Annotated in this window: 17 protein-coding genes; 2 read left to right on the top strand and 15 right to left on the bottom strand. The window is 63.1% G+C overall.

From position 1 onward, the window contains the following. Window positions 1-325 precede the first annotated feature (325 nt). Window positions 326-1,318 carry a porphobilinogen synthase gene (gene hemB, locus AC1RQK_RS24360; RefSeq protein ID WP_492376018.1) on the top strand — a complete coding sequence of 331 codons (993 nt, stop codon included), beginning with the start codon at window positions 326-328 and terminating at the stop codon, window positions 1,316-1,318. A gap of 10 nt (window positions 1,319-1,328) precedes the next feature. Continuing rightward, complete coding sequence (locus AC1RQK_RS24355; RefSeq protein ID WP_492811578.1) at window positions 1,329-2,684, top strand: magnesium transporter CorA family protein; 1,356 nt, start codon at window positions 1,329-1,331, stop codon at window positions 2,682-2,684. A 44-nt stretch (window positions 2,685-2,728) separates the two neighbouring features. Here the strand turns inward: AC1RQK_RS24355 and dsbD are convergent, their stop codons facing one another. The 15 genes from dsbD to rplF form a co-directional block, all read right to left on the bottom strand. Then, window positions 2,729-4,672 (bottom strand): protein-disulfide reductase DsbD, encoded by a 1,944-nt coding sequence (gene dsbD / locus AC1RQK_RS24350; RefSeq protein ID WP_492811683.1) that lies wholly within the window; start codon window positions 4,670-4,672, stop codon window positions 2,729-2,731. 118 nt (window positions 4,673-4,790) lie between these two features. Further along, entirely contained in the window at window positions 4,791-5,135 is a 345-nt protein-coding gene (gene cutA / locus AC1RQK_RS24345) for a divalent-cation tolerance protein CutA (RefSeq protein ID WP_441637904.1), read from the bottom strand. Window positions 5,136-5,295: 160 nt separating this feature from the next. Beyond that, window positions 5,296-5,691 carry a 50S ribosomal protein L17 gene (gene rplQ, locus AC1RQK_RS24340; protein ID WP_006160427.1) on the bottom strand — a complete coding sequence of 132 codons (396 nt, stop codon included), beginning with the start codon at window positions 5,689-5,691 and terminating at the stop codon, window positions 5,296-5,298. A 161-nt stretch (window positions 5,692-5,852) separates the two neighbouring features. Then, on the bottom strand, window positions 5,853-6,833 hold the full coding sequence (locus AC1RQK_RS24335) for a DNA-directed RNA polymerase subunit alpha (RefSeq protein WP_006160428.1): 981 nt from the start codon (window positions 6,831-6,833) through the stop codon (window positions 5,853-5,855). A gap of 182 nt (window positions 6,834-7,015) precedes the next feature. Beyond that, on the bottom strand, window positions 7,016-7,639 hold the full coding sequence (gene rpsD, locus AC1RQK_RS24330) for a 30S ribosomal protein S4 (RefSeq protein ID WP_492376020.1): 624 nt from the start codon (window positions 7,637-7,639) through the stop codon (window positions 7,016-7,018). A gap of 308 nt (window positions 7,640-7,947) precedes the next feature. Further along, window positions 7,948-8,349 carry a 30S ribosomal protein S11 gene (rpsK, locus tag AC1RQK_RS24325; RefSeq protein WP_006160430.1) on the bottom strand — a complete coding sequence of 134 codons (402 nt, stop codon included), beginning with the start codon at window positions 8,347-8,349 and terminating at the stop codon, window positions 7,948-7,950. A 24-nt stretch (window positions 8,350-8,373) separates the two neighbouring features. Next, window positions 8,374-8,739: a 30S ribosomal protein S13 gene (gene rpsM / locus AC1RQK_RS24320; protein ID WP_006160431.1), complete on the bottom strand. Its 366-nt coding sequence runs from the start codon at window positions 8,737-8,739 to the stop codon at window positions 8,374-8,376. 19 nt (window positions 8,740-8,758) lie between these two features. After that, entirely contained in the window at window positions 8,759-8,875 is a 117-nt protein-coding gene (rpmJ, locus tag AC1RQK_RS24315) for a 50S ribosomal protein L36 (protein WP_006160433.1), read from the bottom strand. Window positions 8,876-8,906: 31 nt separating this feature from the next. Then, window positions 8,907-9,125 (bottom strand): translation initiation factor IF-1, encoded by a 219-nt coding sequence (gene infA / locus AC1RQK_RS24310; protein ID WP_006160436.1) that lies wholly within the window; start codon window positions 9,123-9,125, stop codon window positions 8,907-8,909. Window positions 9,126-9,148: 23 nt separating this feature from the next. Beyond that, window positions 9,149-10,492 (bottom strand): preprotein translocase subunit SecY, encoded by a 1,344-nt coding sequence (secY, locus tag AC1RQK_RS24305; protein ID WP_006160437.1) that lies wholly within the window; start codon window positions 10,490-10,492, stop codon window positions 9,149-9,151. A 48-nt stretch (window positions 10,493-10,540) separates the two neighbouring features. Then, entirely contained in the window at window positions 10,541-10,975 is a 435-nt protein-coding gene (rplO, locus tag AC1RQK_RS24300; RefSeq protein ID WP_006160439.1) for a 50S ribosomal protein L15, read from the bottom strand. Window positions 10,976-10,997: 22 nt separating this feature from the next. Continuing rightward, a complete protein-coding gene (gene rpmD, locus AC1RQK_RS24295) occupies window positions 10,998-11,180 on the bottom strand; it encodes a 50S ribosomal protein L30 (protein WP_006160440.1) in 183 nt (60 codons plus the stop codon). 13 nt (window positions 11,181-11,193) lie between these two features. Further along, on the bottom strand, window positions 11,194-11,712 hold the full coding sequence (gene rpsE, locus AC1RQK_RS24290) for a 30S ribosomal protein S5 (RefSeq protein ID WP_006160449.1): 519 nt from the start codon (window positions 11,710-11,712) through the stop codon (window positions 11,194-11,196). A 21-nt stretch (window positions 11,713-11,733) separates the two neighbouring features. Next, complete coding sequence (rplR, locus tag AC1RQK_RS24285) at window positions 11,734-12,090, bottom strand: 50S ribosomal protein L18 (RefSeq protein ID WP_043350338.1); 357 nt, start codon at window positions 12,088-12,090, stop codon at window positions 11,734-11,736. 11 nt (window positions 12,091-12,101) lie between these two features. After that, a complete protein-coding gene (gene rplF / locus AC1RQK_RS24280) occupies window positions 12,102-12,635 on the bottom strand; it encodes a 50S ribosomal protein L6 (RefSeq protein WP_043350342.1) in 534 nt (177 codons plus the stop codon). Between the last annotated feature and the right edge of the window lie 10 nt (window positions 12,636-12,645).

Here is a 12,645-nt window from a genome sequence, read left to right as displayed (position 1 = left end):
CCTCCGCCCCCCCAGCGCGTACCCACTCCTGCGCTGCCCCCTGCCGAACCGGCAATTGCACCGGTACACGAGCGGGCAAAAAAAACCCCGTTGCAAGCAACGGGGGCGAACTTTCCCACCGGTTAAGGGCGGGTACCCGCTCAGGGAGGAGTAGCGGGGGACGCTGCATCACGCAAGCGCAACGCAGAGTGTCCGCGAGTATGATAGCGGGCGAGATCAAAAGTTTAGTTTTTCTTTCGCAAGCGGCCTGGTCAGGCACTCGCCAGCCACATCGCGCCAGCCGCCCGGCAGACTCCCGCACTTCTTTTCCGACTCCTCTCAAGCCATGTCCACTTTTCCCGAGTACCGTCCGCGCCGCATGCGCCGTGATGATTTCTCACGCAGGCTGATGCGCGAGAACCGCTTGTCGCCAGATAACCTGATCTATCCGGTATTCATCGTCGACGGCCAAAACCAGCGTGAGAGCGTGGCGTCCATGCCCGGCGTGGAGCGTCTGTCGATTGACCTGTTGCTGCCGGTGGCGGAAGACTGCGTGAAACTCGGCATCCCGGTCATCGCGCTGTTCCCGGTGATCGATCCGGTCTTGAAAACGCCCGACGGCATCGAGGCGACCAACGCCGAAGGCCTGATCCCGCGCGCCGTGCGCGCGCTCAAGGACCGATTCCCGGAACTGGGCGTGCTGACCGACGTGGCGCTGGATCCGTACACCAGCCACGGCCAGGACGGCGTGCTGGATGACGACGGCTACGTGATCAACGACGTCACCGTGGAGATCCTGGTCAAGCAGGCGCTGACGCAGGCTGCGGCCGGCGTGGATATCGTGGCGCCCTCGGACATGATGGATGGGCGCATCGGCGCCGTGCGCGCGGCGCTGGAAGACGGCGGGTATATCCATACCCGGATCATGGCGTACTCGGCCAAGTTCGCCTCGGCCTTCTACGGCCCGTTCCGCGATGCGGTGGGCTCGGCGGCCAACCTGGGCAAGGGCAACAAGATGACCTACCAGATGGACCCGGCCAACTCCGACGAAGCCCTGCGCGAAGTGGCGCAGGACATCATGGAAGGCGCTGACATGGTGATGGTCAAGCCCGGCATGCCTTACCTCGACATCCTGCGGCGCGTGAAGGACGAGTTCCGTTTCCCCACCTACGTCTACCAGGTCAGCGGCGAGTACGCGATGCTCAAGGCCGCAGCCCAGAATGGCTGGCTGGATCACGACAAGGTCATGATGGAATCGCTGCTGGCCTTCCGGCGCGCCGGCGCCGATGGCATCCTGACCTATTTCGCACGCGACGCCGCTCGCCTGCTCACGCGCTGAACCGGCCCGGATGCAGCTGCTAGGCTTTTCCGCCAGCCAGGTCCATCCGCTCGCCTCGCTCGACGCGGCGCGCGACTTCCTCGCCGGCAATGCAGCGGCCCGTTTCGTCTGGGTCGACACGCCGATCGAGGAAATCAGCGCCGCGCCGACGGCCTGGCGCGACAGCGTCCAGGCGCTGACGGGCGCCCCGGTGCTGGACCTGCATCTCATCGATGCCACCAACCCGTCGCATCCGTCGTATTTCGATACGACGCATGCCTACGACATGGTGATCTTCCGCAAGCTTACCTTCGAGACCAGCCGGCTGATCGCCGAGGCTGGCGCAGAGGGGGCGGCGGCATCCGGAACGAGTACGAGCACGACGGCAACGGCGGCGGCCTCGGCCACCGCCGCGATGGACATGCCGACGATGCCGGGCCAGCCCGTGGCTTCGGCCACGGCCTGCGCGACAGCCGGCCCGCAATCCGCGGCAAAACCCAGTACCTCAGCCAAGCCGCGCCGCTACCCGCCGGGCTTCCTGCCCGCGCTAGCCAAGATCGATACCCAGCCGGTCACGTTCTTCGTCTTTGACAACGTGCTGCTGACGGTACGGCCCGCGCAATCGCGCACGCTGGACCAGGTGCGCCAGCGCCTGCTTGAACTGTGCCAGGCGCCGCGGCCGCAAGCGGCGTCAAAGACACGGGCCAACGGCCACGCCGCGCTGGTGCATGGCATCCGCCCGCCAACGCGCCCGGAAGACCTGATGCTGCGGCTGCTCAACGCCATGGTCGACCGCTACCTGGACCTGCGTGCGCCGCTGACGCGCCAGCTCGACCGGTGGCAGCGCGCGCTGCTTAACGCGCGGCGCAGCTTTTCCAGCTGGGAAGGCTTGCTCGATGCCCGCATCGAGCTGCGGCGGCTGGAGCACCTGTGCGAGGAGCAGCACGACGCGCTGCAAGAGTTCCGCGACAGCCTGCTCGACAACAGCTATAGCATCGCGAGTGAAGGGCCCGCCACAGGCACTCCAGGTACGCCAAGCACGGCGGGCCGCGACGATGCGCTGCTGGTGCGGATCAACGACGTGATGGAGCACGTCTCGCGCGTGCTCGCCCATGCGCGGCGGCTGGAGGACTCGATCGAGTCCGCGGTGCAGATTCACTTCTCTTCGGTGGCGCACCGCACCAATCGCACCATGCGCACGCTGACGCTGATCACCGCGCTGTTCATGCCGCTCACGCTGATCACCGGCATCTTCGGCATGAACTTCGACCGCATGCCGTGGCTGCGCGAGCCCCAGGGCTTCTGGTGGTCGCTGGGGCTGATGGGGGCGGTGGTGGTGGTGCTGGCCGCGGTATGGGCGCTAGGGCGCCGGCTGGAGCAAAGCTAGCCGACGCCAGCCGAAGCTGGCGCCTCGGGTATTTCAGGTATGTCTCAGGTACTAGCCTTGGTATCGAGCGCGCGCGACAACGTGTCGAGAAACCGTGTGGCCGGCTGGTAGCCGATCGCGCGGACCGGCCGCTCGCGCCCGTCGGCGCCGTACAGGATGATGCCCGGGGGGCCGAACAGGCCGAAGCGCTTGAGCAGCGCGCGGTCATCGGCGTTGTTCCGGGTGACATCCGCCTGCAGCATCACAACCTCGGACAGCCGCGCCCGCACGCGCTCATCGGTAAATGTGAAGCGTTCCATCTCCTTGCAGCTCACGCACCAGTCCGCATAGAAATCGAGCAGCACCGGCTTGCCGGCGGCAGCGGCCTGCGCCACGCGTGCATCGAGCTCCGCAACTGAGCGGACGCGCTCGAACCGTACGTCGGACGCGCCGCCGGCCGCCGCTTCCGGCGCCGAGCGCGCGGCGCTCAGGTGCGCCAGCGGCTGCAGGGGGTCCCGGCCGCCGGAGGCCAGCCCGACCAGGAGGATGGCGCCTGCCAGCGCCGCCAGCAGGCCCAGGCCCTTGCCTACCCTGGCCAGGCCATGCGCATCTGGGCCGAGTGAATCGAAGGCGCTCAGGAAGACCGCACCAACCAGCAGCAGCGCAGCCCAGCCCGCCATCAGCGCCCACGCGGGCAGCACCGGGCTCACCATCCAGAGCGCCACACCCAGCAGCAGGAAGCCGAAGAAGCGCTTGGTCGTCTCCATCCAGCGTCCGGCGCGCGGCAGCAGGTTGCCCGCTCCCACGCCCACCAGCACCAGCGGCACGCCCATGCCGAGCGCCATGGCAAACAACGCACCGCCGCCGACCACAGCATCGCCAGTGCGCGCGATATAGGCCAGCGCGCCGGCCAGTGGCGCCGTCACGCACGGCCCGACGATCAGCGCGGAGATCGCGCCCATGGCTGCGGCACCGGCAAGCTGCCCGCCCTGGCGGCGGTTGGACGATGCCGTCAGCCGGGTCTGCCAGTGCTGCGGCAGCTGCAGCTCATAGAGACCGAACATGGACAGCGACAGCGCCACCATCAGCAGCGCAAAGGCAGCCAGCACCCACGGCGCCTGCAGCGCCGCGGAGAGGCCCTCACCCAGCAGGCCCGCCGCCACGCCGATCCCCGTGTAGACCACTGCCATGCCGAGCACATAGGACAGCGATACCAGCAAGGCACGCTTGCGCGTAACGTGCTCGCCCACCACGATCGACGACAGGATGGGCACCATCGGCAACACGCACGGCGTGAAGGTCAGCAGCAGGCCCAGGCCGAAGAACAGCGCTGCGATCACGCCGAGGTTGCGGCTGGCCAGGGCGCCGGCGATGCGGTCGTTCTCGTCGGCCGTCGGGGCCAGCAGGGCGGGGGAGGGGCCGGCCGCGTCGCCGCTTGCGGCGGCCGGGTTGTTGCCGATGCTGCTGGAATCCGCCGGTGCCCGTTTGCCGAACAATCCGTCAAGCACACCACCGCCGACCTTGAACACACTTTCCTGCGGCGGATAGCACAGGCCTTTGTCGGCACAGCCCTGGGAAGTCACCACCAGCGACCATTTGCCGTCGGCCGGTGCAGACTCCACCGGCACGCGGATGGTCAGCCCGCCGTGATAGGTTTCCATCTCTTTGCCAAATGTCTCGTCGAACTTGACCTTGCCGGGCGGGAACACCGGCGCACCGAGCTTGACGGATGCAGGCTGCGCCGCAAAGGCAAAGCGATCGCGGTAGAGGTAATAGCCATCCGCCACGTCGAAGCGAACCTCGATCGTCTTCGCATCGACCTGATGGGCAGCAAACCGGAAGGCCTGTTCCGGCGGCAAGAAGTCGTCATCGGCGCCATGCGCCACGCCGGCGAGGCACAGCCAGAGTGAGGCCAGCAGCATGATCAGCAGCCGCACTGCGGCACTATGCCGCACGGCTTGCCCAGCCCCCGAACCACCCGAGGCGTTCGCGCTCACACCGAAACTCATGCCCTGCCTTTGAAATGTCATTCGTCGTATCCGCATTGCGCTCGCATCATAGCGCCGGTCACCGGCCGCAGTGCTTTATTGCCAGCATCAGTGTGAGTCGGCGCAGCGACCGCCATCCTTACGCACTGTCGCCTTCGTCTGTGGCCGTTCTGGTCTCGTGCGCCACCCAGGCCAGATAAGGCGCGAATCCCGCGACCAGCGGCATTGCCACGATCTCAGGCACCTCGTAGGGGTGCGCGAGCCGAATCGCTGCCTCCAGCGCGGCATAACGCTCCTGGGTGGTTTTGATCATCAGCGGCCACTCGCGTGCGCTTTCGATCTCACCTTGCCACCAGTACTCGGACTCGCACGGCGCCAGCCGGTTCACGCATGCCGCCAACCTCGACTCCAGCACGGCCCTTGCAACACGCCCCGCGGACTCGGCGTCCGGCAGCGATGTCATCACCAAGATTGCTTCGCTCATCAGATCGTCCTCCCAGGCCACAGCCGGCCCGGCGGCCAGACCCTGGCGCGCCAGCCCCGGAAAACAAAAGAGCCAGGCATGTAGCCTGGCTCGATTGTAAGCGGTGTCCGCGCGGCTCGCCGCGACCAACGGTCGCAAGCGGGCCGGGACGGAATCAACCTTATTCGCCTGCTTCTTCAGCCGGCGCTTCGGTGATTTCCGGGCGGTCAACCAGCTCGACCAGCGCCATCGGCGCATTGTCGCCCTGGCGGAAACCGAACTTCAGGATACGGGTGTAGCCACCCGGACGCGCGTTGTAACGCGGGCCGAGTTCGTTGAACAGCTTGGTGACCATGTCGCGGTCGCGCAGACGGGCGAAAGCCAGGCGGCGGTTGGCAACGGTGTCCTTCTTGGCCAGCGTGATCAGGGGCTCGACAACCTTGCGCAGTTCCTTGGCCTTGGGCAGGGTGGTCTTGATCAGCTCGTGCTGGAACAGCGAGTTGGACATGTTGCGCAGCATCGCGAGGCGGTGCGACGAGGTGCGGTTCAGTTTCCGCAAACCATGACGGTGACGCATGATGATTCCTTTATTGCAATGTTTGACCAGCTCTTCTATCGCTTGGCCGGAGCAATCTCCGGTTCGGCGCGGGCCGGTAGTCTATTAAGGCAGCCGGCACATGCCGGTCGCCGCGATGACCTGGCGCGGCGGCTGGGCAAGCCCGCCACCGCGCCTGGCTATTACTTCTCCAGCCCTGCGGGCGGCCAGTTCTCGAGCTTCATGCCGAGGGTCAGACCGCGCGAAGCCAGCACTTCCTTGATTTCGTTGAGCGACTTGCGACCCAGGTTCGGGGTCTTGAGCAGCTCATTCTCGGTGCGCTGGATCAGGTCGCCGATGTAGTAGATGTTTTCGGCCTTCAGGCAGTTGGCCGAACGCACGGTCAGCTCCAGGTCATCGACCGGGCGCAGCAGGATCGGATCGATCTGCGGCGTGCGGCTCGAAGCGGCTTCCGCCGACGACTCGGTGCCTTCCAGCGCGGCGAACACCGACAACTGGTCGACCAGGATGCGCGCCGATTGACGAATCGCTTCTTCGGGCGAAATCACGCCGTCGGTTTCGATGTTCATCACCAGCTTGTCGAGGTCGGTACGCTGTTCCACACGAGCCGATTCGACTGCGTACGAAACGCGGCGCACCGGCGAGAACGAAGCGTCCAGCACGATGCGGCCAATGACCTTGCCCGCTTCGTCGCCGAACTTGCGCACGTTGCCCGGCACATAACCACGGCCTTGTTCGACCTTGATCTGCATATCGAGCTTGCCGCCGGCCGACAGGTGAGCGATCACGTGGCCGGGGTTGATGATCTCGACATCGTGGGGCAGCTCGATATCGGCAGCCGTCACAACGCCTTCGCCTTCCTTGCGCAGCGAGACCGTGACTTCGTCGCGGTTGTGCAGCTTGAAGACCACACCCTTCAGATTCAGCAGCAGGTTGACTACGTCTTCCTGCACGCCATCGATGGTGGAGTACTCATGGACCACCCCAGCGATCGTGACTTCGGTCGGGGCATAACCGACCATCGACGACAGCAGCACGCGACGCAGGGCGTTACCGAGCGTATGGCCATAGCCACGCTCGAACGGCTCCATCACGACCTTCGCGTGATGGTCGCCGAGCGGCTCCACGGCAATAATTTTAGGCTTGAGTAGTGCTGTTTGCATTAGGTTGTCCTTTTCAATACCCTCGGCTCGTTACACCGATAAGGCTGACGTTTGGAACCTGAAAATCCCATCGCACGATGGGCAATAAGCCCGACGCGCGGCAGCGCGTCGGGCTGAATGTGAAGCTTGGCGGGAAACGCAAGCCCCTGGCCGTTCGATGGTGTCGGTCAGAATTCGAGTGATTAACGCGAATACAACTCGACGATCAGGCTTTCGTTGATGTCACCCGAGATATCGGCGCGATCCGGCACTTGCTTGAATGTGCCTTCGAACTTCTTCGCGTCCACGGCAACCCATGCCGGGAAACCCGATTGCTCAGCCAGCGACAGCGCTTCGGCGATACGGACTTGCTTCTTCGACTGCTCGCGGATGGTGATGATGTCACCAGCCTTGACTTGTGCCGACGGCACGTTCAGGGCTTGACCGTTCAGCAGGATCGCCTTGTGCGACACCAGCTGGCGCGCTTCAGCGCGGGTCGAGCCAAAGCCCATGCGGTACACGACGTTGTCCAGGCGCGATTCCAGCAGTTGCAGCAGCTTCTCGCCGGTGTTGCCCTTGCGGCGGTCGGCTTCAGCGAAGTAGCGGCGGAACTGGCGCTCGAGCACGCCATAGATACGCTTGACCTTCTGCTTTTCGCGCAGTTGGTTGCCGTAGTCGGAGGTACGTGCACCCGAGGTGCGGCCATGCTGGCCCGGCTTGCTGTCCAGCTTGCACTTGTCTGCAAGCGAGCGGCGTGCGCTCTTCAGGAACAGGTCGGTACCTTCACGGCGGGAGAGTTTGGCCTTCGGGCCGATATAACGTGCCACTTTATCTTCCTTCCTGATCGATCGCGGCGCCTTGTTTGACGCGCCGCGAGTCCGCCTTCTCCGCCCGTTTGAGGGACGCGTGAGTGGCAGACGGTGGGCTTATCCAGCGCATTCCCCTAAAGGACACGCGCAAAAGCATATGACTGGCTATTTGCACCAGGCGACAGACCAGCAGGCCAATCACCAGACACAAAAACGCAAAACGAAAACCTGCCGCAAAGCATATGCAGCAGGTCAACGTGCGATGCTACCACACCGGGCAGAGGGCGAGGAAGACCTCACCCGCAGCCCGGGTATCACACCGGCGCTTAGATCCGACGACGCTTGGGCGGACGGCAGCCGTTGTGCGGCACTGGCGTCACATCTTCGATAATCGAGATCTTGATGCCGAGCGCGTTCAACGCGCGCACAGCCGATTCACGGCCAGGGCCGGGGCCCTTGATGCGCACGTCCAGGTTCTTGATACCCTGGTCTTGCGCCACGCGGCCGGCGTTCTCTGCAGCAACCTGAGCTGCGAAGGGCGTCGACTTACGCGAACCCTTGAAGCCCTGGCCACCCGAGGTTGCCCATGCCAGGGCATTGCCCTGACGGTCGGTGATCGTGATGATGGTGTTGTTGAACGAAGCGTGGACGTGCGCAATGCCGTCGGCAACGTTCTTCTTGACCTTCTTACGCGCGCGCTGGGCGGCGTTATTCGGACCTTTTGCCATTAGTTTCTTCCTCTGCCTTCGGCTTTACTTCTTCAGAGCCACGCCGGCCTTACGCGGACCCTTGCGGGTACGGGCGTTGGTGCGGGTGCGCTGACCGCGCATCGGGAGACCCCTGCGGTGACGGACGCCACGATAGCAACCAAGGTCCATGAGACGCTTGATGTTCATCGTGGTTTCACGACGCAGGTCACCCTCAACCGTGGCCTTGGCTACTTCGTCACGAAGCTTTTCCAGGTCGCCGTCGGTCAGGTCCTTGACCTTCTTGTCAAAGGGAACGCCGGTGGCCACGCAAATCTTGCGGGCGCGCGAGCGGCCGATACCGTAAATAGCCGTCAGGCCAATCTCGGTATGCTTATGGTTCGGGATGTTAACCCCTGCGATACGTGCCATTCGTCAATCCTCTTTCCGATTAGCCTTGGCGTTGCTTGTGGCGGGGATCCGACGAGCAGATCACGCGCACGACACCGTTGCGCTTGATAACTTTGCAGTTGCGGCAAATGCGCTTAACAGAAGCCAGCACTTTCATGATTTTCCTCTTCCTTCAATTCCTGTTCGCTTCACTTCGTCCGAAAGACGATGCGCGCGCGTGACAGATCATATGGGGTCAGTTCAACCGTCACCCGATCACCCGGAAGAATCCGGATGTAGTTCATTCGCATCTTGCCGGAGATATGGCCCAGCACCACATGGCCGTTTTCCAGTTTGACGCGGAACGTCGCGTTGGGGAGGTTTTCCAGGACCTCCCCCTGCATCTGGATGACGTCGTCTTTTGCCATACCTAGCCTGTACCGACCCGGCTTCAGCGCAAGGTCAGATTACCCTTGAAATTCGCTTTCTTCAGCAGGGACTCATATTGCTGCGACATGACATAGGACTGGACCTGGGCCATGAAGTCCATCGTGACGACCACGATGATCAGCAACGAGGTTCCGCCAAAATAGAACGGAACGTTCCAGCGCAGTACCAGGAATTCCGGCAACAGGCAGACCAGTGTGATGTAGATCGCACCAGCCAGCGTCAGACGGACAAGAATCTTGTCGATGTAGCGCGTCGTCTGCTCGCCCGGACGAATGCCCGGAATGAAGGCACCGCTTTTCTTCAGGTTGTCCGCGACTTCCCGGCTGTTGTACACAAGAGCCGTATAGAAGAAGCAGAAAAATATAATTGCAGCAGCGTACAGCAGGATGTAGACCGGCTGTCCCGGCGAAAGCGTCGCAGCCAGGTCCTTGATGAACCGGCCGGCAGCGCTCGTCGAGTCAGACGTGAACCAGCCCGCGATGGTCGCCGGGAACAAGATGATCGACGATGCGAAGATCGGCGGAATCACCCCTGCCATGTTCAGCTTCAGCGGCAGGTGCGACGATTGACCGCCATACACCTTGTTGCCGACCTGACGCTTGGCATAGTTCACCAGGATCTTGCGCTGGCCACGCTCGACAAACACCACGGCGAAGGTAACACCGGCGATGATTGCCACGATCAGGATCGAAGCAATGATGCTCATGGAACCAGTGCGAACCAGTTCGAAGAGCCCGCCGATCGCGTTGGGCAAGCCCGCTGCGATACCGCCGAAGATGATGATCGAGATACCGTTGCCCAGACCCCGCTCGGTGATCTGCTCACCCAGCCACATCAGGAACATCGTACCGGTCACCAGCGTGATCACTGCCGTAGCCCGGAACATCAGGCCCGGATCGATCACCAGACCAGGCTGAGATTCCAGCGCGACCGCAATCGACAGCGCCTGGAAAGTGGCCAGAACCACCGTGCCGTAGCGCGTGTACTGCGTGATCTTGCGTTGACCCGCCTGCCCTTCCTTCTTCAACGACTCCAGCTGCGGCAGCACGATCGTCAGCAATTGCATGATGATCGACGCCGAGATGTACGGCATGATGCCGAGCGCGAAGACGGTAAAGCGCGACAGCGCACCGCCCGAGAACAGGTTGAACATCCCGAGGATGCCACCTGACTGACTCTGGAAAAGCTTCGCAAGCTGTTCCGGATCGATTCCCGGCACCGGAATATGCGCTCCGATGCGGTACACGATCAAGGCCAGCACCAGGAACATCAGCCGGCGCTTTAGGTCGCCGTACTTCGCCGTGTTCTTGGCTTGCGTGCTTGCATTGGGTTTCGCCGTGGCCAAACGATGCTCCGACTGTGACTCGCCTATGCTGCGAAATCTGCTGCTAAATTACGCCGCGATCTGACCGCCGGCGGCTTCGATCGCAGCCTTGGCACCAGCGGTGGCGCCCAGACCCTTGATCGTAACCTTGCGGGTCAGCTCACCAGCCTTGATGACCTTGGCGCTCTTGGCCAGCTCAGCCACCAGGCCAGCTTGCTTCAGAACCAGCAGGTCCACCTCGGTGGCTTCCAGGCGCTCGATATCACGCAGGGTCACTTCGGCGTTGAAGGCCTTCGTCAGCGACGTGAAGCCACGCTTCGGCAGGCGACGATACAGCGGCATTTGACCGCCTTCGAAGCCGACCTTGTGGAAGCCGCCCGAACGCGACTTCTGACCCTTGTGACCACGGCCGGCAGTCTTGCCCAGGCCGGAGCCGATACCGCGGCCGACGCGACGCTTGGCGTGCTTCGAACCGTCAGCCGGTTTCAGGTTGTTGAGTTGCATCTTGCTCTCCGTGTCCCGGGACTCAGGCCAGAACCTTGACCAGGTACGAGACCTTGTTGATCATGCCGCGCACGGCGGGCGTGTCCTGCAGCTCCGACACCGAATTGATACGGCGCAGGCCCAGGCCACGGACGGTGGCGCGATGATCCTCACGCGTGCCGATCAGGCTGCGCACGAGTTGCACTTTTACGGTTTGTTGCGACATTTCGTCCGACTCCTTAACCGAGGATGTCTTCAACAGACTTGCCACGCTTTGCGGCGATCTCGCCCGGCGTGCTCATCTTTTGAAGACCGTCCAGCGTGGCGCGAACCATGTTGTACGGATTGGTCGAGCCGTGCGACTTGGTCACGACGTTGGTCACGCCCATCACCTCGAAAATCGCGCGCATCGGGCCACCAGCGATCACGCCGGTACCTTCCTTGGCCGGCATCATCAGCACCTTGGCGGCGCCGTGCTTGCCAACGACTTCGTGTTGCAGCGTGCCGTTCTTCAGCGAGACCTTGACCATCTTGCGACGGGCTTCGTCCATTGCCTTCTGAACTGCAACCGGCACTTCCTTAGCCTTGCCCTTGCCCATGCCGATGCGGCCATCGCCGTCACCAACCACGGTCAGCGCAGCGAAACCGAGAATCCGGCCACCCTTCACCACCTTGGTGACACGGTTGACCGAGATCATCTTCTCGCGGAGGCCGTCGTCGCGTTCGTCCTGCTGGACTTTTGCTTGCATTTTTGCCATGACGTATCTCTCTATGTGCGCTTAGAACTTAAGGCCGGCTTCGCGTGCTGCGTCAGCCAGTGCCTTCACGCGACCATGGAAGCGGAAGCCGCCGCGATCGAACGCAACGGTTTCCACGCCAGCTGCCTTCGCCTTTTCGGCGATGCGCTTGCCAATCAGGGTCGCGGCGGCTGCGGTAGCACCGCTGCCGGTCAGTTCCTTGCGCACTTCTGCCTCGGCGGTCGAAGCCGATGCCAGCACTTGCGTGCCGCACGGCGAGTAGACCTGGGCGTAAATATGCGAATTCGTACGGAACACGGTCAGACGGTTGATCTTCAACTCCGCGATTTTGGCGCGGGTCTGACGTGCACGGCGCAAACGAGCGTCTTTCTTGTTCATGATTGCACCCCTTACTTCTTCTTGGTTTCCTTCAGGATGACGCGCTCGTCCGAGTAGCGAACGCCCTTGCCCTTATAGGGCTCAGGCGGACGGTACGCGCGGACTTCCGCAGCCACCTGACCGACTTTCTGCTTGTCCGCACCCTTGATGATGATCTCGGTCTGCGTGGGCGTTGCCGCCGTCACGCCTTCCGGCATCGCATGGATCACGTCGTGCGAGAAACCAAGCTGGAGCTTCAGCGCAGTACCTTGCAGCTGGGCACGATAGCCCACGCCGACCAGGTTAAGCTTGCGCTCGAAACCGGCGGTTACACCCTTGACCATATTGGCCACCAGGGCGCGCATGGTGCCCTGCAGTGCGTTTGCTTCGCGCGATTCATCAACCGGAGCGAAGGTCAGCGTGTCGTTTTCGACATTGACCTTGACCAGGCTGTGAATCGGCTGCGTCAGCGTGCCGAGCGGGCCCTTAACGGAGAGCACGCCAGCCGCCACATTGACTTCTGCGCCTTTGGGCAGCGCGATGGGAGCCTTACCTACACGGGACATGGTCTACTCC

Source organism: Cupriavidus sp. GW822-FHT02D05 (assembly GCF_058802485.1).
Note: the sequence above shows the minus strand (reverse complement) of the source record. Positions and strands in the feature narration are given on the sequence as shown.

Coding starts and splice junctions, on each gene's coding strand:
- hemB (WP_492376018.1), top strand. CDS start 326: ATGTCCACTTTTCCCGAGTACCGTCCGCGCCGCATGCGCCGTGATGAT.
- AC1RQK_RS24355 (WP_492811578.1), top strand. CDS start 1,329: ATGCAGCTGCTAGGCTTTTCCGCCAGCCAGGTCCATCCGCTCGCCTCG.
- dsbD (WP_492811683.1), bottom strand. CDS start 4,672: ATGAGTTTCGGTGTGAGCGCGAACGCCTCGGGTGGTTCGGGGGCTGGG.
- cutA (WP_441637904.1), bottom strand. CDS start 5,135: ATGAGCGAAGCAATCTTGGTGATGACATCGCTGCCGGACGCCGAGTCC.
- rplQ (WP_006160427.1), bottom strand. CDS start 5,691: ATGCGTCACCGTCATGGTTTGCGGAAACTGAACCGCACCTCGTCGCAC.
- AC1RQK_RS24335 (WP_006160428.1), bottom strand. CDS start 6,833: ATGCAAACAGCACTACTCAAGCCTAAAATTATTGCCGTGGAGCCGCTC.
- rpsK (WP_006160430.1), bottom strand. CDS start 8,349: ATGGCAAAAGGTCCGAATAACGCCGCCCAGCGCGCGCGTAAGAAGGTC.
- rpsM (WP_006160431.1), bottom strand. CDS start 8,739: ATGGCACGTATCGCAGGGGTTAACATCCCGAACCATAAGCATACCGAG.
- rpmJ (WP_006160433.1), bottom strand. CDS start 8,875: ATGAAAGTGCTGGCTTCTGTTAAGCGCATTTGCCGCAACTGCAAAGTT.
- infA (WP_006160436.1), bottom strand. CDS start 9,125: ATGGCAAAAGACGACGTCATCCAGATGCAGGGGGAGGTCCTGGAAAAC.
- rplO (WP_006160439.1), bottom strand. CDS start 10,975: ATGCAACTCAACAACCTGAAACCGGCTGACGGTTCGAAGCACGCCAAG.
- rpmD (WP_006160440.1), bottom strand. CDS start 11,180: ATGTCGCAACAAACCGTAAAAGTGCAACTCGTGCGCAGCCTGATCGGC.
- rpsE (WP_006160449.1), bottom strand. CDS start 11,712: ATGGCAAAAATGCAAGCAAAAGTCCAGCAGGACGAACGCGACGACGGC.
- rplR (WP_043350338.1), bottom strand. CDS start 12,090: ATGAACAAGAAAGACGCTCGTTTGCGCCGTGCACGTCAGACCCGCGCC.
- rplF (WP_043350342.1), bottom strand. CDS start 12,635: ATGTCCCGTGTAGGTAAGGCTCCCATCGCGCTGCCCAAAGGCGCAGAA.